Origin of the sequence: Enterobacter ludwigii (genome assembly GCA_023023105.1) — a bacterium.
In the GTDB taxonomy this organism is placed as follows: domain Bacteria; phylum Pseudomonadota; class Gammaproteobacteria; order Enterobacterales; family Enterobacteriaceae; genus Enterobacter; species Enterobacter adelaidei.
This window is the reverse complement of record CP083825.1, coordinates 98,138-118,415: the sequence shown is the minus strand read 5'-3', so window position 1 is coordinate 118,415 and position 20,278 is coordinate 98,138. Positions and strand designations below refer to the sequence as shown.

Sequence of the window (20,278 nt, the reverse complement as noted above, 5' to 3'; positions counted from 1 at the left end):
GATCTATACAAAATAAAAAATCAAACACTCATGGGACAAGAGAGGGGGCGCTATGCGCCCCCTCTCCAGCGGTTTCAGAACAACCTGGACAGTTTTGCCTTGACTTCATCGAGCCAGCCTTTTCCGCAGCCTCCCCCTCCCGTCTTTTCCTTGATTTTCTTGAGTTCAGCGTACAGGGGCTCAAAGTCCTTCCTTTTTCCATAGCCCAGCAGTTCTGCCATTTCCAACTGCTGCCGGGCTTCGTTCAACAATGTCTCCAGGCGCTCATTGGATGCTTCGCTGCGCTGACCATCTTCTACCAGGGGCTCGGCGCGCTTCAGGAGCAGCTTCGCACGCAGGACGGGCAGCGGAAGCACGCTGCGCTCCTCGACCAGCGTGCTGAGCGCTGACTGCAGCGCGGCTTTGGCTTCTTCGATCTTGCCCTGATCGATCAGCGGCACGACTGCCTTCACGGCTGCGGGATAGGACGCCAAAGGGATGTTGGTGACCGTGATCACGATTTCACTGGCCAGCAAAGCCAGCACGTGGCGAGCCTGTTGCACCTCGCCATGTTTGAGGGCATCCAGCGCCTCGTCGGTCATCGCCTCAATGGTTTCCGTGTTGGCGAACAAGTCGTGCACGATGGTGCGCACATCAACGCCGGCCAGGGCGAGCGTGGGTTCGCGCGCGACGATCAGCTCCAGCTTTCCCGTCACTTCGGCCAGCGTTGCCAATGCGCGTGCAGTGTCCTTGCCGTCAAGTGCGGCCAGCGCTGATTTGGTCAGCGACAAGGCCGAGACTGCCTCATCGAGGACTTGTTTACGTTTGTCTGCCGCCTGCGAGTCCGTTTCTTTCTGAACCTCAGGCTGTACCTCCGTGACGACTTCAGGCTTGGACTCTGGACTGACAGGAAGGCTGCTTACCGCGGCCTGTTCGTTTTTTCCTTCGTTCGTCGCATTGGGATTCGGTGTTTGCTCATTCATGGTGATATGCCTCGTATGAGATAGTGAAAATAGGCGAATCTATTGGGGCTCAATGCGAACATCGCGAGACTGACCGACAGAGCAGTCAGCCCCTTCATCACCTCAAAACAGCTTTTGGATGCGCGTCTTCAACTCGTCGAACCATCCCTTGCCGCTTTTGCCACCAGCCGACTTTTGCTCAATGGACTTCACCTGATCGAAGATGGGTTTGAAGTCCGCCTTCTTGCCATAACCTAGGATCTGCGCCATCTCGATCTCCGTGCGCACGGACGACAGCAAGGTGCTGAGCTCCTCGTTCTGCTTGGCATCGCGCCTGTCGGTCTCGGCCAGCTTTTCAGCTTTTGCCATCGCGGCTTCGGCCCGTAGCACGGGCAGAGGAAAGGCGACCGAGGTCACCACCAGCGTGTTCAGTGCTCGGGCGAGTTCCGCTTTGGCGTTGTCGATCTTGCCGCTGTCGATGAGCCGTGCGGCCGACTTGATCGCTGCCGGGTACGTTGCCATCGGAAGGTTGTCGGTTTGGATTACGATTTCGCTGGCCAGATTGGCAACGATGGGCCGGGCCTTTTGCACCTCGCCATCACCCAACAACTCCCGAGACAACTTGACCGCTTTCTTTACCGATTCCACGTTGGCGTGGATATCGTGGGTGATGACGCGTACATCGACCGGCGCCAAAGCAAGTTTGGCGTCGCGTGCCAATACCAGTTCCAGCTTTCCGCTGGCCAGTTCCAGCGCAGCAAGCGCCTCCTTGGTCTTGTTTGCATCAAGGAGGGTCAAAGCCTCCTGGGTCTTGGTGAGCGCCGTGATGGCGTCTTGAGTGAGCTCGGCACGCTTTTTATCGGCTTCCCGGGCGGCCTTGTCATCTACCTGTGGCTGTGCCGCCTTGGATGCGGCAGAGGGTGCTGCAGCACCTGGGCTAGAACCTGCCGCCGATTGGGCCAGAGCCGGTCCGCTCAGTCCGACGACGACCGCCAGGGCAAGTGCGGAGAAGGTGTATTGTGGCTGTTTGATATTCATGATCTTGGGCTCTTGATTGAAGTTAGTTGACTGAGATTTCAATCTGTTTCGGTTTGGCTTGCTCGGCCTTGACAAGCCGCACTTCCAGCACGCCGTCTTTCATGGAAGCCGTCACCTTGGTCGGATCAACGTTGTCAGGCAAGACAAAGCTGCGCACAAAGCGGCCATAGGCACGTTCGATGCGGTGGAACTTCTTGCCCTGCTCCTCTTTTTCCAGTTTGCGCTCGCCGCTGATGGTGAGCACACCGTTTTCCGCGCTGACGCGCACGGCATCCTTGGGGACCTCCGGCAGATCCAGCTTGAGGAGGAATGCGTTCTCATCCTCGCTGATGTCCGCCATTGGAGCCCAGTCCGCCGTGGTCATGGCTTCGTTGCCGGTACGGGCGCCCTGTCGCTGAGGTATTCGTCCGAACATCGTCGCCAGGCGGTTTTGCAATTCATCCAGTTCCCGGAAGGGGTCCCACGGAGTCAATGCAGACATGTCGGTTCTCCTTGAACAATGCCGACGAATTGGATGACGCACTGAACAGAGCCGTCGGTTTACTCTGAATGGCACCTACTACTGTTTTCAGTTCCGAACAAGTCCTTGAGTCAATTGACGGATATCGCTTTCGTCGAGCGTTTCCCGCGCCAGCAGCTCGCGCGCACAGCGCTCCAGCACCGCGCGGTTGATGTCGAGAATCCGGTAGGCGCGCTCGAACACGCCCATCACGATGTCGCGGATAGCCTGATCGATGCGCGCCTGGGTCGATTCGGCCACCCGGCAACAGCCTTGGCCAGCAATGTCTTGCCGGTGCCCGGTGGGCCGACCAGCAACACGCCCTTGGGAATGCGCGCCCCGAGACGGCCATAGTCCTGCGGATTCTTCAGGAAATCGACGATCGCGACCAGCTCCGCCTTGGCCTCATCCCCCCCCCCCGCCACATCGGCGAACGTCACACCGGTGTTCTTTTCCACGAACACCTTGGTGCGGCTCTTACCGATGTTGAGAAACCCGCCCATGCCCTGCTTCTCGGCGAAGCGGCGGAACAGGAAGAACCAGACGCCAAAGAAGGATACCGCTGGCAGGATCCACGACAGCACATCGCTCAGCCAGGTGCTCTCCAACACGCGGGCATAGGGTACGTCGTACTTCGACAGGCGATCGGCAAGATCGGGTTCGACCCTCGTTGCCACGATCGTCGTCTTGCCCCGGCTGTCCGGCGACTTCAGGCGCCCGGTCACCGTACGATCCGACACCAGCACTTCGGCCACGCGCCCCTCGTCCAGCGCCTTCTCGAACTCGCTGTAGGGCACCGGCTCGACGGTTTTCGCCGTCTGCCAGTAGCTCTGCAAACTCAGCAACAGCAGGAGGGCAACGATCCAGTAGCCGGTATTCCATTGATTCTTTTTTTCCATGGACCGTGTTCCTCGAAAGTCGAGTTGCCAGAGGATCATGTGAACAGACGGGCCGCACCGTCACGCAAACGGATGGCCAGCGAGCGGGAGGGCAGTGCCGCCGCTGATGAGCAGCCCCCACGGCGTGGCCGACCGCGGATCACGCTTGTAGACGACCGCGTGACCCGCGGCCACGACCGCCACCGCGATCGATGCCAGGGAGGCTGCCCATGCCAGGCTGATGGAGTCGGACACGGCAGCCTCGCCCGCCATCAAGATGCGTCGCTCGCCGACTTCTTCTTGCTCGAGTCTTTGCCAGCGTCGCCGTGCGGCGTCTCGGTCGCCTTCGCGACATCCGGCTGCTCCGGCTCGGCCGGGGTCTGCGGTGGCTCTTTGCGTTCGAACACCACGCGTTCGGCCTTGTCGTCCCAGCGTGCGCTGGCGTGATCGCCCTTGCCGATGCCGCCACCGAGCATCTCGCGCGCCAGCGCAGTTTCCAGCTCGCTGCGGATCAGGCGCTTGAGTTCACGCGCACCGAACTCGGGCTTGTAGCCTTCTTCCGCGAAATGGTCGATCAGCGTCTGATCGAAAGTGAGCGTCACGCCCTGGCTGGCGGCGCTGCGCGCCACGCGATCGAGCTGCAGGCCGACGATGTGGCGGATCTCCTCCTTGCCCAGCGCATGGAAGACGATGATCTCGTCGATGCGGTTGAGGAACTCGGGCCGGAAGTGGCCGCGCAGCACGTCCATGACCTCGGCCTTGGTCTTTTCGTACTCCTCGCCAGCCGCCTCACGCGCCTTCAGCCGTCGCTGGATGATGTCCGAACCCAGGTTGGACGTGGCGATGATGATGGTGTTGGTGAAATCCACCACCCGGCCCTTGCCGTCGGTGAGGCGACCGTCGTCGAACACTTGCAGCAGGATGTTGTAGACGTCAGGGTGTGCCTTCTCGATCTCGTCGAGCAGCAGCACGCTGTAGGGCTTGCGCCGCACCTTCTCGGTGAGCTGACCGCCTTCGTCGTAACCGACATAGCCCGGAGGCGCGCCCACCAGCCGCGCCACGGTATGGCGTTCGCCATATTCCGACATGTCGATGCGCAACAGGGCATGCTCATCGCCGTAGATCGATTCGGCCAATGCCTTGGCGAGCTCGGTCTTGCCCACCCCGGTCGGGCCCAGAAACAGGAAGGTAGCCACCGGTTTACTGCCTTCGCGCAGGCCGGCGCGGGATAGCCGCACGGCATCGGCCACGGCACGGACCGCCTCGTCTTGTCCCACCAGGCGCTCGTGCAGCCGTTGTTCCAAGTGCAGCAGCTTTTCGCACTCTTCCACCGTCAACTCGTTGACCGGGATGCCGGTCAGGCGCGAGACAACCTGCGCCACGTGTTCCGCCTTGACCTCGGCACTGCCGGAGGCCCGCTCCCGCTCCCAGTCCTCGACGAGCTTCTTGAGCTCGGCCTCCTTGGCTTCGATGCGCTTGCCGAGCTCGGCGGCCTGGTCGTACTGCTTGCGCGCGGCCACGTAATCCTGTTCACGCCGTAGCTGGTGCAGTTCGGACTCCAGCTCCTGCACGGCCACCGGCCGGGCCGTGGCCGACAGCTTCACGCGCGCGGCCGCCTGGTCGAGCAGGTCGATCGCCTTGTCCGGCAGGAAGCGCGCCGTGATGTAGCGGTCGGACAACTCGGCTGCCGCGATGATCGCGTCCTCGGAGATGCTGACCTTGTGGTGCGCCTCGAAGGTGTCGCGCAGGCCGCGCAGAATCATGATGGCCTGGGCCACCGTCGGCTCGGGCACCGTCACCGGCTGGAAGCGCCGCTCCAGTGCAGCATCCTTCTCGATGTATTTCTGGTACTCGTTCAGCGTCGTGGCGCCGATCAGGTTGAGTTCACCGCGCGCCATCATCGGTTTGAACACGTTGGCCACGTCCAGCCCGCCTTCGCCACCGCCCTGGCCGGCACCGACGATGGTGTGCACCTCGTCGATGAACAAAATCAGCTCGCCCTGGTGCTCGGTCACCTCCTTCAGCACCTTCTGCACGCGCTCCTCGAACTCGCCGCGATATTTGGCGCCGGCCACCATGGCGTTGATGTTGAGTTCCACCAGGCGCTTGTCGCGCAAGGTCTCGGGCACTTCACCCGCCACCATGCGCTGCGCCAGCCCTTCGACGATGGCGGTCTTGCCCACACCCGGCTCGCCGATCAGCACCGGGTTGTTCTTCTTGCGCCGGGCCAGCACCTCGATGGTGGTTTCGATCTCCTGCGCGCGGCCGATCACCGGGTCGAGCTTGCCGTCGCGCGCCATCTTGGTCAGGTCGCGCGAGTACTTGTCGAGTTCTGGCGTGTTGGTCGGCGTCTCAGCGCGGCCATCCTCGGCGCCCTTGCCGACCACCTTGTTGACCTGTTGGCGCAGCGCCTGCGGCGTCAGGCCGTAGCGGCGCAGCAGGTTGGCGGCCAGCCCTTCGCCTTCCTCGGCCAGACCGATCAGGAAATGCTCTGGACCGACATAAGAATGGCCGAGTTCATTGGAGGCCACGAAGGCGCGGCTGAGCGCATCCTTCACGCGCGGCGACACGCCGATCTCGCCCTCGAAGGGCTTGTCCCCGCGCTTGGCCTCAGACTCGATCTGCCGCTTGAGGTCATCGACCTTGATCTTGAACTGACCCAGGATGGTCTTGACCACGTCGCTGTCGGCCAGCGCCAGCAGCAGATGTTCGGTATCCACCTCGGAGCGGCCAAATTCGGCAGCGTGTTTGGCGGCCTCCTGCAGCAAGGCTTCCGACTGTTCGCTGATGCGGCTGGCCAGCCCACTGCCGCGACGGCGCGGCGCACCCGAACCTGCGGTGGCGGGCTCGCCAAACGAGGCATCGACCACGTCATCGGTATCGGCGGCAACTGGCGTCGCGTCTTCGCCGATGCGGAAGAAGTCACTGCCGAGGAAGTCCTCGAACAGGCCGCTGCGCGAGCCGAACAAGGCTTCCAGCGGCGAAACGGTGCGCTTTTGCTGGCGCACTAATTGCCGGTAATGGTCGTCGCACAACAGCATGGTGCTGTTACGACCGTTGAGATTGGCTTCCACCCGCACGGTGGCGGGTTGGCCGCAGACCTGGCATTGTTTTCTGGCCATGCTGATGCTCCTGAGAAGGTTGACAAGGTTGAGGAGACGAGGCATCGCGAGCCGCGACTCCTCGTCTCGTGCCGGGTTTTTCTTGTGACGAACGAGCCGGCGACGTCAGCCGTTGATCGGGATCGAGCGTCCCTGCTTCGGCGCGCTGACCTCGCGCTTGTCGATCGTGACCGTGAGCACCCCGTTCTTGAACGATGCCTTGATCGAATCCTGGTTGGCGTCGTCAGGCAGGTTCAAGGCACGCTGAAAGCTGCCGTAGGAGCGCTCCACACGGTGGAAGCCACCTTCCTTCTTCTCCTGTTCCTGGCGCTTCTCGCCACGCACCATCAGCACGTCGTTGTCGAGAGTTATCTGGATGTCCTTCTCCTCGACACCGGGCACTTCCAGGGTAATCTTGTACTGCTTGTCGGTTTCCTGGATGTCCAGGGCCGGCTTCAGCATGCCCGACCAATCGGATGGCCACTGCGGCATGTTCAACGCCGGAAAACCGAAGCCCCGGAATGCGTCATCGAACAGCCGGTCGATTTCCCGATGCAGTTGCAGGATCGGGCTGACTGGCCCGCTCGCCGCTGGCAGGTCATTGCGCTGCACCGGCAGGGAAGAGGCGGTCTGCTGCTCTTGCTGCTCGTTCTTGAACCAGTTCCAGGGAGCCAACTTCTTGAAATCGATGTCCATGTCATACCTCCAGAAAAATTGGAAAACGAGTTACTCAAGCCCTTTGCCTGCTGCGACGGGCAGTGCGCCCAGGCGACACGGGCTGCTCGGATGACTTCTGCTGTTCACGCTTGCGCATCACCTCCTTCTTTGCTCCGGCTCGGGTCTGATCATTGATGCACTGATCGATTTCACTTTGACGAAGCCGCCACGTCCCGCCCACCTTGAAAGCCGGAATTTCCCCGTGTGCGGCGAGCCGATAAAGCGTCCGCTTGCCGACTTTCAAGTACGCAGCCAATTCATCGAGCGTGAAAATCACCTGTAGGTGCGCTTTCATCTCACCCTCTCCAATCGCGTCGCTTTGCGGTTCCGGCCAAGGAAATCCTTGCAATACTTTGTAATATTAGACCTACTATGAATAACTTCAAGAGTCAATGTGCAGCGTTCTCCCGCCCCATTGATGCAGGTCAACTGCTCAGGCAAGGCACAGGGGGGCGGTCTGATCAGGCAATGGACAGCGCCTGGCTCGTCAGCCTGCGTGTACCACAGGCGCCTCGATCAAACACCGATCCTCACGTTGTAGCCGAGTGCCCGCAGCCCCTTGCTCGTCTGCATGTTCCTTGGCGGAAACTCGTCTGGGCGCGCCCAGACGACGATTTCCCCGAGGCTGCTCAGGCTAACGTGCGGAATTGCCCAGTCGTCGCTGCGGATCGCGTTCCAGAGTCGGGCCGAAACACTTCCGTTGCCCCAGACAACGTAGTTCAACAGTATCCGTCCGGCCAACACACCTTCCCGACACCGCCGCCGAAGGCCATGGCCCATCAAGCGGATTTTCCATGCGCCCTCAGCGCCGTACCTACAGCAAATCTTTCAAGGCTCATGTCATTCAGGAGTGTTCTGAACCCGGTGCCTCCATCGCAAACATCGCCTTGGGCTACAGCCTCAATGCCAACCTCGACCACAAATGGATTCGGCTGCCTACCCAGAAAACCACGGCTATCCAGCCAGCGTTCATCCCGTTGCCTTCTCAAATGCTCGGCGTGGGTTCGCATACTCAAGCGCGCTGCTGCGATCATGAGTTTGATCCAGTCGGCCCGTAATAATGGGCACGATCCGTATGCCTATCTCAAGGATGTGCTGACACGGTTGCCGTCCCTGTAACAGCCTGAAGTTGACCTGGGTAATCAAATACCGGTGTAGTGATTAGGAAACAGGGCTCGGATAACATCATGGCGCAGGTCACCCTGATCTTGACCCTCCATCTCCGAACAGCTTTTGTATCTTAAGTTAACGATGTCCGCTGCCGGTATTCCCTCGGGGAGTGATATCCCAGCGCGCTGTGCGGGTGGCTTCCATTTCAATCAGATGTCCTTCCTGCTCCGCTACTGAAGGCGTGGTGCGTAACGGCAAAAGCACTGCCGGACATCAGCGCTATCTCTGCTCTCACTGCCGTAAAACATGGCAACTACAGTTCACTTACACCGCCTCTCAGCCCGGTACGCACCAGAAAATCATTGATATGGCCATGAATGGCGTTGGATGCCGGGCAACCGCCCGCATTATGGGCGTTGGCCTCAACACGATTTTACGTCACTTAAAAAACTCAGACCGCAGTCGGTAACCTCACGCATACAACCGGGCAGTGACGTCATTGTTTGCGCGGAAATGGACGAACAGTGGGGTTATGTCGGCGCTAAATCACGCCAGCGCTGGTTGTTTTACGCGTATGACAGGATACGGAGGACGGTTGTGGCGCACGTATTCGGTGAACGCACGTTGTCCACGCTGGAGCGTCTTCCGGGCCTGCTGTCGGCCTTTGAGGTCGTGGTATGGATGACGGATGGCTGGCCGCTTTATGAATCACGCCTGAAGGGAGAACTGCACGTTATCAGCAAGCGATATACGCAGCGCATTGAGCGGCATAACCTGAATCTGAGGCAGCATCTGGCAAGGCTGGGCAGGAAGTCACTGTCGTTCTCAAAATCGGTGGAGCTGCATGACAAAGTCATCGGGCATTATCTGAACATAAAACACTATCAGTAAGTTGGAGTCATTACCTTCTTTGCCGCCGGACATTGTCCGGCGCAACACCAAACCGGTCTGGCGGGCTGAGCCAATCCCGCAGGCAAATTCAGCCCTTACCGGATGGCTCAGCCCCCTACTCATTGGAATTGGATATTCAACTTTCAGGGGCTACTGCGCCAGACTTCAGTCTTTAAAGTGATTGACTTAGCGCCTGGCACACTCAATTTATTTAGGTAGCGGGCCTAATTGCACCCCATCAGGATAATACTTCCAGCCATCGCGAATTTTGACATTTTCATCCCACGGAAGTTTGTATTCGCCATTGGCAAGATCGCGCACCCAGGTCAGGTAATTCTCGCGTTCGCCTCCCGGTTTGCCGACATAGCCCCGGCAGCCAAGGTTGAAAATATTGTTTTCCAACGCCCAGTTTTCACGCGCTTTATCCACCAGGCGCGGGAACAGCTCTGCGGTAACAATTTCCCATGGGTTGCGGTGCCCCTGCTGAATGACGTTACCGTCATAATTGCAGACCGTACCCTCGCCGAAGTAATAAAAGACATCGTCATAACCGGCCAGATTCACCGAAACGGTATACATCAGGTTTTGCCAGGCATTCGTCCGGTTTGTCCAGATCCACTGATCGTTCACCTGCGTGGAATAGCCCGAAATACGGATATAGACATTGCAGCCTTTATAAGCAGCCTCACGCGCCAGTTCCGGGAACATGCCGTCATGGCATATGCAGACGGCGAGTTTAGAACCTTTAGGCCCATCGCATACCGGCATTCCCATATTTCCCGGCATCCAGGGCTCAATCGGAACCCATGGTTGCAGCTTGCGGTAATGCAGAGCGATATCGCCCCGATCGTTAATGATAATAGCGGTGTTGTACGGTGGAAGAGACGGGTCTTCATTGCGCTCCATTAAGGAAAATACCCCCCAGATGCCGTTGCGGATACAGGCCTCTTTGAACTGACCAATCTCCGGGCTATCGAGAGTGAGTAACATCTCGTCATAGGTCCAGATTTTAGTATTCAGTCCCTGGGTTGAATATTCCGGGAAGACGATAACATCAAGTCCCGGATATCCGGCTTTGGTGGAGTCAACGGCCTTACAAATCTTATCGACCTGTATCTGGATATCCTCCGGTCCTTTAATAACGGGAACGGGGTATTGGATGGCGGCAATTAATAACGCTTCATCCCAGGAGCTTACACTTCCGGTGCTACCCATAGCAGACCTCTCGTAGTTAAGTTGGTGATATAAATTTAAACCGACAGATATGACGCAATTTGTTCTTCATCAGCACCAGAACGCGCCTGTTGATGAACAATATTGCCTTTCTCAATAACAACAATTTTATCTGACACATCGAGTACAAAGCTTAAAACCTGCTCGGAAACTAATATGGTCAACCCTTCTGCATCACGAATCTTACGTAATATTTTTGCCATTTCTTTAATAATTGACGGTTGAATTCCCTCCGTTGGTTCATCCAGCAAAAGTAATTTGGGTTTACCGGCGAGAGCTCTGGCCATAACGAGCTGCTGCTGCTGACCACCGGAAAGATTTCCCGCCATCCGTTTGCGCATTTCTTTCAGCACAGGGAAATAGTCATACAGGTATTCAGGAACCTGTAACGAACGGGATTGGCGAATCCCCGTTTTTATATTTTCTTCAACCGTCATGGTTGAAAATACCATTCGCCCCTGCGGGACAAAGCCAATGCCATGCTGAACGCGCTGGTAACTAAGCAAGCCGGTAATATTTGTACCGGCAAACTCTAACTCACCGGCACAGGACGGTATCATACCAATCAGTGATTTCATCAGCGTGGTTTTACCCATACCATTGCGCCCTACCAGAGCGACGATTTCACCCTCTGCTAACGTCAGATTCAGTCCACTGATGACCTGGCTCTGACCATATGCGACAGCATAATCAGAAATTTTCAGCATCCGTGTCTCCTTAATGACCAAGATAAACGTCAATAACCCGAGGGTCGTTTTTGACTTTATTGATGCTACCTTCCGACAATACTTTTCCCTGGTGCATGACGGTGACATGATCGGCAATGTCTTCGACGAACTGCATGTCGTGTTCAATCACCAGTACAGAACGTCCCCCGGCAATTTTGCGCAGGAGCTGCGCGGTTTTTTGGCGTTCGGCGACAGACATGCCTGCCACGGGTTCGTCCAGCATCATGAGCTTAGGATCTTGTATTAGTAGCATCCCTATTTCTAACCACTGCTTTTGCCCATGGCTGAGAAGGTCAGCCTGCGTATGTAGGTAATCGGCAAGGAAAATTTCGCCAGCAACCTGTTCGACCGCAGCGATTATTTCTGGCGTGCGACGAAAGAACATGGCGCCCAACGCGGTTCTGGCTTTGGGATAAGATAACTCGAGATTTTCAAATACCGTTAAGTTCTCATAGATTGATGGATTCTGGAATTTACGCCCAACCCCTTCATGAACAATTTTATTTTCCCGAAGTTTACTCAGTTCCTTATTGCGAAATTTGATGCTGCCGCTGGTTAGCTTTGTTTTCCCGCAAATGAGATCAAGCACTGTTGTCTTACCCGCGCCATTTGGGCCAATAATAACGTAAATCTGCCCCTCATCGATGTACATTGAAAAATCATCGACGGCTTTGAAGCCATTAAATGAAACGGTTAATCCCTCTACCGCTAAAATTATTTCTTTTATCGGATTTTTCATTTCAGCACTCCGGTGTTTACTCTGGGTTTGGTCATACTCTTTTTGCGCAGCAGCGACATCACGATCGGGTGAATATATTGCTGATAAAGCCCTGCCAGTCCTTTCGGGAAAATCAGCACGACGGCAATAAAGAGCAGGCCCATGGCAATCGTCCAGAGTTCAGGAAAAGACTCGGAAATACTGCTCTTGGCGGCATTGACGATAAGGGCGCCATATACTGCCCCCAGCAAAGAACCTCGCCCGCCCACGGCACAGAAAACGACCATTTCAATTGAAGCAACAGTGCCAATAAACCCTGGCGACATGAACCCTACTTGCAGAGTGAACATCGCGCCACCGATCGCCGAAAACAGAGCGCTAATGCAGAAAACCACCGTTTTGATATTCGCGACATCATAACCAGAGAAACGAACGCGGTCTTCCTTATCGCGAATGGCAACCATCAGTCGGCCGAGCTTGCTATTCACAATAAAATAGCCCGCGCTCACAACCAGCATCAGTAAAACAGCATTAATAAAGTAGAGGATATAGCGTGCAGAATCAGTACGGATATCCCAACCTAAAAGCGTGCGTAAATCCGTGATGCCGTTAATTCCCCCGGTGTAACCCTGTTGTCCGATAATAAGAATCGTCAGGATCGCGGAGATAGCCTGGGTGATAATAGCGAAGTACACACCGCCAACGCGGCGTTTAAACATTGCGCTGCCGAGAATCAATGCGCAAATAGTGGGCACGATTAAAATAGCCAGAATTGTCAGACTAAAAGAATGGAATGGCTGCCAGAACGAGGGCAAAGCGGTTAGCTGATTCCAGTCCATAAAATCCGGGATGCCCGGGGTGGTTTGCATTTTTGTTTCCGCTGGCGAGGAAGCTTCCAGCTTGAGAAACATGGCCATACAATAACCGCCGAGGCCAAAAAAGATGCCCTGCCCCAGGCTCAGAATACCGCTGTAGCCCCAACAAAGTACCAGCCCGACGGCAACAAATGCATAAGTCAGGTATTTACCGATCAGGTTTAAACGGAAAAGATCCAGGGTTAGCGGCATGACGATAAAAATAAGGCCTATCACCAGGGCAATACCCAGTAGCGGATAATTTTGCATGCGTTTCATCATAAACTCCTAGCGGCGGACCCGGTTGGCGAAAAGACCTTGCGGACGCAATAGCAGAATGCCGACCACGATCAGTAGCGTAATCACCTTCGCCATTGAACCGCTCAGGAAAAACTCCAGCGTGGATTGCGATTGTGAAATGGCAAATGCGGAGGCGAGCGTGCCGAGCAAACTTTGCGCGCCGCCAAACACCACCACCAGGAAGGTGTCAACGATATACTGCTGGCCAGCCGTTGGACCTGTTGAGCCGATCATGGTAAAGGCGCTTCCGGCGATCCCGGCGATGCCGCACCCAAGTGCGAAGGTTCGACTATCGACCTGAGCCGTATTAATACCCACCGCGCTGGCCATCTGGCGGTTAAGTACCACCGCGCGGACTTTTATTCCCCAGGCGGAGAAATAAATCAGCCAGGCCGTAAAAGCGGTAATAACTACGGTCAGCAGCAGAACAAATACCCCATTAACAGGAATATCAATATTGTCGGCAAACTGATACGACCCCATTAGCCATGAAGGTAAGTCAACGCCGACTTCGCGGGGACCAAATAGCGAACGATAGCACTGCTGTAGAATCAGGCTCAGACCCCATGTCGCCAGCAGCGTGTCGAGGGGGCGTTTATACAGATGCCGTATCAGGATTTTCTCAACGAGCGTACCCAGCAAGGCGGTACACAGGAAAGCAAGGGCAATGGCAACAAAGAAGTAGATGCCGAAGATTGAAGGCAGATAAGCGCTGAAAAACTTACCGGTCAACCATGTGACATAAGCACCCAGGATCATGAACTCGCCATGAGCCATATTAATCACGCCCATCTGGCCAAAAATAATAGCGAGTCCAAGCGACATCAGAACAAACACGGCGAACAGGCTGAGCCCCGAAAACCCCTGCATGACAAAAATGGAAGCCAAATCGGCCAAGTTATAATCGCTGAACATGGAAGTATCCTCGGTGAAGTCAAAGACCCCCCACGCTATATGGGGGGAAGCGTCGGTTAGTCTTTCGGGAATGGGTTCGGTTCGATAAGTTCTGGCGTCTGATAAATCACGTCGTACTGCCCATCCGCACGAGCGCGACCGATAACCGTTTTGGACCACAGATGATGGTTATCATGGATGCGTACATACCCTTCCGGCGCATCTTTGAACTCAATACCGGGCGAGGCCTTACGAATTTTGTCCACGTCGAACGAGCCAGCTTTCTCAACCGCCGCTTTCCATAACCATGGGCCAAGATAGGCCGCCTGAGTGACATCGCCGATAACCATGTCATTACCCCAGCGCTTTTTAAATGCGGCGACAAAGCTTTTATTTTCCGGATTATCCATACTCTGGAAATACTTCATCGAGGCATAGGCGCCGACGATATTTTCGCCGCCAATACCGCGGATCTCATCTTCCGTGACGGAGATGGTCAGCAGCAGCGGTTTCTCCTGCGTCATATCGATCCCCGCCGCCTTCAATTGCTTATAGAAGGCCACATTCGAACCGCCGACAACAATGGCATAGATAACATCAGGCTTCTTGAGTTTTATTTTGTTAATAACCGAATTGAACTGCGTATTACCGAGTGGGTAATAATCTTCGCCAACGACTTTCAGCCCCAGCTTTTCAATATGGTGACGGGCGATTTTGTTTGCAGTACGCGGCCAAATATAATCAGAGCCAAGCAGGTAGAAGGTTTTTGCATGTTTATTTTTAACTACCCAATCAATGCCGGAGATTATCTGTTGAGTAGCTTCCTGTCCGGTATAAATAACGTTTGGCGATTGCTCAAGCCCTTCGTAAAAGGTTGGGTAATAGAGCATGCCGTTATATTGCTCAAGTACCGGCAGCATGGCTTTGCGGGAAGCCGAAGTCCAGCCGCCGAAGATAGCGGCGACCTTATCACTGACCAGTAACTTACGCGCTTTTTCTGCAAAGGTCGGCCAGTCGCTGGCCCCGTCTTCCTGTACATATTCAATTTTTCTCCCCAGTACCCCTCCGGCAGCGTTAATCTGCTCAATAGCCAGCTTTTCAGCCTGAATCGAGCCGGTTTCACTGATGGCCATCGTGCCTGTGGATGAATGCAGTATCCCGACCTTGACGCTATTGTCGGTGACCGCCAGGCCCGTGGTATTAACCACTGACGTCGCCGGGGCGGCGATGGCCGTATTAGCTGCCATCATCAGGCCGGCAATCGCCAAAAGTTTCGCTTTGAGGCACGCCTGGTGAAACCGGCCTGGGCTCGGGATTTTCATATTGCTATGTGGCTGGGGTAAATCACGAATGTTCATGGTAGCCCTCATAATCGTTATGGTTCATCTCAACTGGGGCTATCATGCGAGAGAGTCCAGCAATCCAACAATGCGCGAGGTAACGCAGCGGCTACGTCATTTAACGTATTGGTTAATTCTCATAATCAAGACATGCTCACGTGCGCGATAACAAGAAAATACTAAGACGCGCCTGTGGTTAAGTTCAGCATTTTTATCATTTCAGGAGCAGTGAATGACCGTTCAGCAAAAGGCGTTTAAATCGCGCAGACGCTACAACCAGTGGGTGACCAATCAGACTCTCGAGGATTTTGCGCTCCGCTATACGCCGGTCTCGGCACGACGCTGGAGCGCAAAGCGAGTTGTTATGACAGCGCTCAGCGCAATTACCTTTTTGGCGCTTGAAGCCATTGGCGGCGCGCTGACGTTAACCTATGGATTTAATTATGTGGGGGTGGCGGTTATCTTAGTTAGCATTATTATCTTTGCGCTATCAATGCCGATTGCCATTAATGCCGCAAAAAACGGCCTGGATATTGATTTGCTGACCCGCGGCGCCGGATTTGGCTACCTTGGTTCCACGGTGACCTCGTTAATCTATGCTTCTTTCACCTTTATATTTTTCGCCCTGGAAGCCGCTATTATGGCGATGGCGCTTAATATGCTGTTTGGCCTGCCATTGCACTTTGGTTATCTGATTGGTTCCGTTGTTGTTATTCCCCTCGTCACCTGGGGGTTCACTTTTATTTCCCGTTTTCAGCAGTTCACCCAGTTTTGCTGGCTGGCGCTACAGCTATTACCCTTTATTTTCATTTTAATACGTGAACATCATGTGCTGCAAAACTGGATCGACTTCCCTGGTTTTATTACAGCCCGCGATGGTTCTTTCGATTTCCTTCAGCTCGGCGCCGTCTGTTCCGTACTGCTCTCACTGGTAAGTCAAGTGGGAGAGCAGGTCGATCAGGTTCGTTTTTTACCAAAGCCACAACATCCGGCCCGCTGGAGATGGTATGGCGCAGTAATTGCCGCAGGTCCGGGGTGGGTTGTCATCGGCGCCATCAAGATCCTGCTCGGCTCCTTCCTCGCCGTGCTGGCGTTTAATTACGGACTCGGCGCGGAAGTGGCCAGCGAACCCACCCATATGTATCTGGTGGCATTTAGCTATGTCACCCATTCATCATCAACGCTACTGGCATTAACCGGTATTTTTGTGGTGCTCTCCCAGCTCAAAATTAACGTCACCAATGCATATGCCGGCTCGATCGCATGGTCTAATTTTTTCCTGCGCCTGACCAATCGTCATCCAGGGCGCGTCGTGTGGCTGTTTTTTAATGTCGGTATTGCTCTGTTATTGATGGAACTTGGCGTTTATCGCGTATTTGAGGATATCCTGGGCATTTATGCGGTGGCGGCCACATCCTGGCTTGGCAGCGTGGTTGCCGATCTCACGTTAAATAAGTGGCTTAAATTACGACCCGCGGAAATAGAGTTTCGCCGGGCCTATCTCTACGATATCAATCCTGTCGGCATCGGTTCGATGACGCTCGCCATGCTCTGCGGTCTCTCAGCCTGGATGGGATGGCTTGGTCATCCTCTACAGGTTTTTGCCTCAATGTTATCGTTGTGTCTGACGTTTATCACCGCCCCCTTCATCGCCTGGCTGACTCGCGGACGTTACTATTTTTCCCGGACGCCGGTGCAGGTCACGGCAACGGAATGCTGTGTCTGCGGTAATTATTTTGAAAAACCAGAGATGAGCTATTGTCCTTTTTATCAGGGCAGTATTTGCTCACTATGTTGTTCTCTCGATGTCCAGTGCAACGATACTTGCAAACCTCATGCGCGCTATACGGAACAGGCTTCAAAGCTTATCGGGATATTTATTAAAGAAAAATCATTACGCAAAATTGATCCCAGAGTGTGGAGTTTTATCAGCATTTTGCTGTTATTCAGTTCCGTCATCGGTCTGCTTTTGATGCTGGTTTTCGCTCAGATGCGCGATGAATTCGGCAGCGAGCAGGACCTTCTCGCCGCGGCGTTATGGAAAGTTTTTTTTATCCTGCTTATCGTAACCGGCGTCACCACCTGGCTATTTGTCCTGACAAATAAAAGTCGCCAGATTGCGCAAGAGGAATTGCGCCTGCAAAGCGACCGTCTGATGAAAGAAATTATTGCCCATGAAGCGACGGACCGGCAATTGCAGCAGGCAAAGGAAGATGCCGACGATGCTAATCAGGCCAAAAGCCGCTATCTCACCGGCATTACTCATGAACTCAGAACGCCGCTCAATGCGATGCTGGGTTATGCGCAATTACTCGAACGTGCTGATGATATCCCCCCAGCCCGGCAGCGCGGTATCGGTATTATGCGCAGAAGCGGCGAGCATCTGGCTAATCTAATTGAGGGATTACTGGATATTTCGAAAATTGAAGCGGGAAAATTAGAAATATATCGTGAAGAAGTGCGCATTGGCGATTTGGTGCAGCAACTGGTCGCCATGTTTGAACAACAGGCCAGCGATAAAGGACTGACATTTCACTACAACGCCCCACACTGGCTGCCCGAGGCGGTGATGACGGATGAGAAACGCCTCCGGCAAATTCTTATCAATCTGCTTTCTAATGCGGTTAAATTCACGGACAGAGGCAGTGTAACCCTCGATTTCCAGTATCGTAGCGAGGTGGCGTTTTTCTCGGTTCACGATACCGGCATCGGCATCGCCCCTGAGAACCTGGAACGCATCTTTAAGCCTTTCGAACGCGTATCCGGCGATAGTCGTCGGATCGGGACGGGCCTTGGGCTGACGATTACCCGGCTTCTGACTTATATCATGGGTGGCGATCTCCAGGTGGAAAGCATCCGTGGCGAAGGCACAACGTTTAAACTCACCCTGATGCTGCCAAGCTATAGCGGGGATGCCTACCAACCCGCCGAGCCTGCGGTAATCACCGGATATCCAGGCAAGCGACACACCCTGCTGGTAGTTGACGATGATGAATCCCATCGGCAGCTGATGATGGATTTACTCACGCCCATAGGCTTCACGCTGCTAACAGCCGAAAATGGTCATGTCGCGCTACATTTAGCCCGGCAAAATCATATCGACCTTCTTCTTCTGGATGTTGCAATGCCTGAAATGTCGGGGTGGGAACTGCTACGTCAGTTACGTAATAAGGGACAATTAGCGCCGGTAATTATGATTTCTGCGGAAGCGGATGAGGGTAAATGCCGCCATTTCACTGGCGAAGGGGAAGTTCGCTACCTGGTTAAACCGCTGCGTTTCCCTTTACTACTGGAGAACATCGGTGAAATATTGCATCTCCAGTGGCGCACGGAATGTCAGCCGCCAAAGCAGCCGGAAATACATGAACCACGCTCGCAGCTTACCCGTGTCCAGATTGAGTCGTTAAAAGAGATGGCCAGATTGGGTTATGTGAGAGGGTTTCGTGAACTGCTGGACAAACATATTTCCGCTAACCAGATCAGCAAAGCCGAGGGCGAAAAATTTGCCGAGTTGCTGAGGCGCTTTCGATTCAAAGAGATAGTCGAGAGTCTTGAACGCCCGGAGGGAGAGAAAAATGGCAATAGCAAAGCCGACGGTACTTATCGTCGATGATGATATCAACACGGTAAGTATGTTGAATGACACGCTTGATGAAGCCGGTTTTACCGTTCTGGTCGCTCTGGAGGGTAATCAAGCCCTTTCGATAACCAGCCAGATAACCCCGGATATCATTCTGCTTGATGCCGTAATGCCGCATCTGGATGGGTTTTCAACCAGTAAGCGCCTGCGGCAAAATCCGGGGCTGCGGCATACCCCGATTATTTTCATGACAGGCCTGAGTGATACGCAGAATATCGTTGATGCATTTGATGCCGGGGTGGTCGATTACGTAATTAAGCCGATACGCACGGAAGAGCTGGTTGTCAGAATGCGTACCCACTTGCGGAACTCAAAATTAACGGTCAGTGCCTATAGCGCGATGGATTCCGTTGGCCAGACCTTATGTGTTTTTAGCAAAGAGGGGCAACTACGCTGGGCCACGCCCAATGCATGGCAACTGATGAAAAACTTCAGCGATACCGGGTATGAACCCAATAAAAAAATAGTAAACCGGATCATCGGTTGGCTGAACAATACGGAAGGTTTAAAAATACCCTTAGATCTTTCATCGCAAGGCATCGCTCTGAAATTCTATCTTTCACGCCGGACCGCTGAAGGAGAAAGTTTGCTACGTATTGAAGAGATCAAAGGACATGAAGAAGTCGAAGCGGTGAAACGCCTGAAAAACAACCTAGGGCTGACGCAACGAGAAGCCGAAGTCCTCCTGTGGATTGCCAGGGGAAAAACAAACCGCGAAATTGGCGATATTTTAAACCTTAGCCCCAGAACCGTGAATAAACACCTTGAAATTGTATTTCCAAAGCTGAGTGTGGACAATCGCACCGCAGCGGCAGCGTTGGCAATAAATTCGCTATATGCCAGGGAGAAAATGTAGCGACAATGAGGCGTATTCGCGCAGACCTGCCCTGACATTTTTATCAGGCAGAACTGGCACCCTCATGTCCACGTCTCCGTCACCTGTGGCGGTATCGATGAGCACGGGAAGTGGAAGAAAATCAGCTTCCGTAAGGATGCCATGCGCGCCCGCTGGATGTGGAATATCCGCCAGCTTCTGCTGAGCGTCTAGTTCGAAGGCGTGGCCCTGCCGCCGTCCCTGTCACATATCACCACCGAATCACAATGGCGCAGTCTGATACTGACGGCCGGAGGCGACTACTGGCACGTCTACATGTCAAAAAAGACGGACGGTGGCAAAAACACCGTGAAATACCTGGGGCGTTACCTGAAAAAGCCGCCGATAGCGGGCTCCCGGCTGGCGCACTACGCCGGAAGTGCCACGCTGAGCTTTCGCTACCACGACCACAACACGGGCGAGCTGGCCACAGAGAGGCTGACGCAGAGGGACATCGTGGCGCGCCTGAAACAGCACATCCCGGAGAAGTTCTTCCGTAAGCGTACAGCGAGTGACCTGCCC

18 protein-coding genes and 4 pseudogenes are annotated in these 20,278 nt (G+C 54.7%); 6 read left to right on the top strand and 16 right to left on the bottom strand.

The window, feature by feature from the left end:
• Positions 1-74: 74 nt before the first annotated feature.
• The 10 genes and pseudogenes from yfdX2 to LCD46_23275 all read right to left on the bottom strand — a co-directional run bounded on the left by yfdX2 (position 75) and on the right by LCD46_23275 (position 7,954).
• Positions 75-962: a heat resistance protein YfdX2 gene (gene yfdX2, locus LCD46_23320; protein ID UOY73076.1), complete on the bottom strand. Its 888-nt coding sequence runs from the start codon at positions 960-962 to the stop codon at positions 75-77.
• Between the two features lie 102 nt (positions 963-1,064).
• Positions 1,065-1,979 carry a heat resistance protein YfdX1 gene (gene yfdX1, locus LCD46_23315; GenBank protein UOY73075.1) on the bottom strand — a complete coding sequence of 305 codons (915 nt, stop codon included), beginning with the start codon at positions 1,977-1,979 and terminating at the stop codon, positions 1,065-1,067.
• 22 nt (positions 1,980-2,001) lie between these two features.
• Positions 2,002-2,460 (bottom strand): small heat shock protein sHSP20-GI, encoded by a 459-nt coding sequence (hsp20-GI, locus tag LCD46_23310; protein UOY73074.1) that lies wholly within the window; start codon positions 2,458-2,460, stop codon positions 2,002-2,004.
• Between the two features lie 87 nt (positions 2,461-2,547).
• Positions 2,548-2,682, bottom strand: a complete 135-nt coding sequence (locus tag LCD46_23305; GenBank protein UOY73155.1) for a hypothetical protein — start codon at positions 2,680-2,682, stop codon at positions 2,548-2,550.
• A pseudogene (locus LCD46_23300) lies at positions 2,639-3,377 on the bottom strand (ATP-dependent metallopeptidase FtsH/Yme1/Tma family protein). The gene LCD46_23305 and the pseudogene LCD46_23300 overlap by 44 nt, the downstream one beginning before the upstream one ends.
• 60 nt (positions 3,378-3,437) lie before the next feature.
• Complete coding sequence (locus LCD46_23295) at positions 3,438-3,629, bottom strand: hypothetical protein (GenBank protein ID UOY73073.1); 192 nt, start codon at positions 3,627-3,629, stop codon at positions 3,438-3,440.
• The gene (gene clpK / locus LCD46_23290) at positions 3,629-6,478 is read right to left on the bottom strand and encodes a heat shock survival AAA family ATPase ClpK (GenBank protein ID UOY73072.1); all 2,850 of its coding nucleotides are present in this window, start codon (positions 6,476-6,478) and stop codon (positions 3,629-3,631) included. The genes LCD46_23295 and clpK overlap by 1 nt, the downstream gene beginning before the upstream one ends.
• A 105-nt stretch (positions 6,479-6,583) precedes the next feature.
• Entirely contained in the window at positions 6,584-7,153 is a 570-nt protein-coding gene (gene hsp20 / locus LCD46_23285; protein ID UOY73071.1) for a small heat shock protein sHSP20, read from the bottom strand.
• A gap of 34 nt (positions 7,154-7,187) precedes the next feature.
• Positions 7,188-7,469 carry a helix-turn-helix domain-containing protein gene (locus LCD46_23280; protein ID UOY73070.1) on the bottom strand — a complete coding sequence of 94 codons (282 nt, stop codon included), beginning with the start codon at positions 7,467-7,469 and terminating at the stop codon, positions 7,188-7,190.
• A 221-nt stretch (positions 7,470-7,690) separates the two neighbouring features.
• Positions 7,691-7,954, bottom strand: coding sequence for a hypothetical protein (locus LCD46_23275; protein ID UOY73069.1), 264 nt, complete (start codon positions 7,952-7,954; stop codon positions 7,691-7,693).
• A 14-nt stretch (positions 7,955-7,968) separates the two neighbouring features.
• Here LCD46_23275 and LCD46_23270 point away from each other — a divergent pair, with 14 nt between their 5' ends.
• From LCD46_23270 to LCD46_23260, 3 genes and pseudogenes are all read left to right on the top strand, one after another.
• Positions 7,969-8,232, top strand: a complete 264-nt coding sequence (locus tag LCD46_23270; protein ID UOY73156.1) for a transposase — start codon at positions 7,969-7,971, stop codon at positions 8,230-8,232.
• A pseudogene (locus LCD46_23265) lies at positions 8,177-8,293 on the top strand (transposase domain-containing protein). Before LCD46_23270 ends, LCD46_23265 begins: the two are co-directional and overlap by 56 nt.
• A gap of 184 nt (positions 8,294-8,477) precedes the next feature.
• Positions 8,478-9,175, top strand: a protein-coding gene (locus tag LCD46_23260) for an IS1 family transposase (protein UOY73068.1) whose coding sequence is annotated in 2 segments (ribosomal slippage) — positions 8,478-8,727 and positions 8,727-9,175 — 699 coding nt in all. Because the reading frame shifts where the segments join, the coding sequence is not laid out codon by codon here.
• Positions 9,176-9,382: 207 nt separating this feature from the next.
• Here the strand turns inward: LCD46_23260 and LCD46_23255 are convergent.
• From LCD46_23255 to urtA, 6 genes are read right to left on the bottom strand one after another with little or no spacing between them, the layout of a single operon-like run.
• Entirely contained in the window at positions 9,383-10,390 is a 1,008-nt protein-coding gene (locus LCD46_23255) for a formamidase (GenBank protein ID UOY73067.1), read from the bottom strand.
• Positions 10,391-10,425: 35 nt separating this feature from the next.
• Entirely contained in the window at positions 10,426-11,115 is a 690-nt protein-coding gene (gene urtE, locus LCD46_23250; GenBank protein UOY73066.1) for an urea ABC transporter ATP-binding subunit UrtE, read from the bottom strand.
• Positions 11,116-11,125: 10 nt separating this feature from the next.
• Positions 11,126-11,875 (bottom strand): urea ABC transporter ATP-binding protein UrtD, encoded by a 750-nt coding sequence (urtD, locus tag LCD46_23245; protein UOY73065.1) that lies wholly within the window; start codon positions 11,873-11,875, stop codon positions 11,126-11,128.
• A complete protein-coding gene (gene urtC, locus LCD46_23240) occupies positions 11,872-12,987 on the bottom strand; it encodes an urea ABC transporter permease subunit UrtC (protein UOY73064.1) in 1,116 nt (371 codons plus the stop codon). The genes urtD and urtC overlap by 4 nt, the downstream gene beginning before the upstream one ends.
• 9 nt (positions 12,988-12,996) lie before the next feature.
• Complete coding sequence (urtB, locus tag LCD46_23235; protein UOY73063.1) at positions 12,997-13,923, bottom strand: urea ABC transporter permease subunit UrtB; 927 nt, start codon at positions 13,921-13,923, stop codon at positions 12,997-12,999.
• Positions 13,924-13,979: 56 nt separating this feature from the next.
• Positions 13,980-15,152: an urea ABC transporter substrate-binding protein gene (gene urtA / locus LCD46_23230; protein ID UOY73154.1), complete on the bottom strand. Its 1,173-nt coding sequence runs from the start codon at positions 15,150-15,152 to the stop codon at positions 13,980-13,982.
• Between the two features lie 322 nt (positions 15,153-15,474).
• On the opposite strand from urtA, the gene LCD46_23225 reads away from it, so the two are divergent.
• The 3 genes and pseudogenes from LCD46_23225 to LCD46_23215 all read left to right on the top strand — a co-directional run bounded on the left by LCD46_23225 (position 15,475) and on the right by LCD46_23215 (position 20,254).
• The gene (locus LCD46_23225) at positions 15,475-18,855 is read left to right on the top strand and encodes a response regulator (protein ID UOY73062.1); all 3,381 of its coding nucleotides are present in this window, start codon (positions 15,475-15,477) and stop codon (positions 18,853-18,855) included.
• Positions 18,818-19,171, top strand: a pseudogene (locus LCD46_23220) (response regulator). The gene LCD46_23225 and the pseudogene LCD46_23220 overlap by 38 nt, the downstream one beginning before the upstream one ends.
• A gap of 132 nt (positions 19,172-19,303) precedes the next feature.
• A pseudogene (locus LCD46_23215) lies at positions 19,304-20,254 on the top strand (transposase).
• Positions 20,255-20,278: the final 24 nt, after the last annotated feature.

Coding starts and splice junctions, on each gene's coding strand:
- yfdX2 (UOY73076.1), bottom strand. CDS start 962: ATGAATGAGCAAACACCGAATCCCAATGCGACGAACGAAGGAAAAAAC.
- yfdX1 (UOY73075.1), bottom strand. CDS start 1,979: ATGAATATCAAACAGCCACAATACACCTTCTCCGCACTTGCCCTGGCG.
- hsp20-GI (UOY73074.1), bottom strand. CDS start 2,460: ATGTCTGCATTGACTCCGTGGGACCCCTTCCGGGAACTGGATGAATTG.
- LCD46_23295 (UOY73073.1), bottom strand. CDS start 3,629: ATGGCGGGCGAGGCTGCCGTGTCCGACTCCATCAGCCTGGCATGGGCA.
- clpK (UOY73072.1), bottom strand. CDS start 6,478: ATGGCCAGAAAACAATGCCAGGTCTGCGGCCAACCCGCCACCGTGCGG.
- hsp20 (UOY73071.1), bottom strand. CDS start 7,153: ATGGACATCGATTTCAAGAAGTTGGCTCCCTGGAACTGGTTCAAGAAC.
- LCD46_23280 (UOY73070.1), bottom strand. CDS start 7,469: ATGAAAGCGCACCTACAGGTGATTTTCACGCTCGATGAATTGGCTGCG.
- LCD46_23275 (UOY73069.1), bottom strand. CDS start 7,954: ATGGGCCATGGCCTTCGGCGGCGGTGTCGGGAAGGTGTGTTGGCCGGA.
- LCD46_23270 (UOY73156.1), top strand. CDS start 7,969: ATGCGCCCTCAGCGCCGTACCTACAGCAAATCTTTCAAGGCTCATGTC.
- LCD46_23255 (UOY73067.1), bottom strand. CDS start 10,390: ATGGGTAGCACCGGAAGTGTAAGCTCCTGGGATGAAGCGTTATTAATT.
- urtE (UOY73066.1), bottom strand. CDS start 11,115: ATGCTGAAAATTTCTGATTATGCTGTCGCATATGGTCAGAGCCAGGTC.
- urtD (UOY73065.1), bottom strand. CDS start 11,875: ATGAAAAATCCGATAAAAGAAATAATTTTAGCGGTAGAGGGATTAACC.
- urtC (UOY73064.1), bottom strand. CDS start 12,987: ATGAAACGCATGCAAAATTATCCGCTACTGGGTATTGCCCTGGTGATA.
- urtB (UOY73063.1), bottom strand. CDS start 13,923: ATGTTCAGCGATTATAACTTGGCCGATTTGGCTTCCATTTTTGTCATG.
- urtA (UOY73154.1), bottom strand. CDS start 15,152: ATGATGGCAGCTAATACGGCCATCGCCGCCCCGGCGACGTCAGTGGTT.
- LCD46_23225 (UOY73062.1), top strand. CDS start 15,475: ATGACCGTTCAGCAAAAGGCGTTTAAATCGCGCAGACGCTACAACCAG.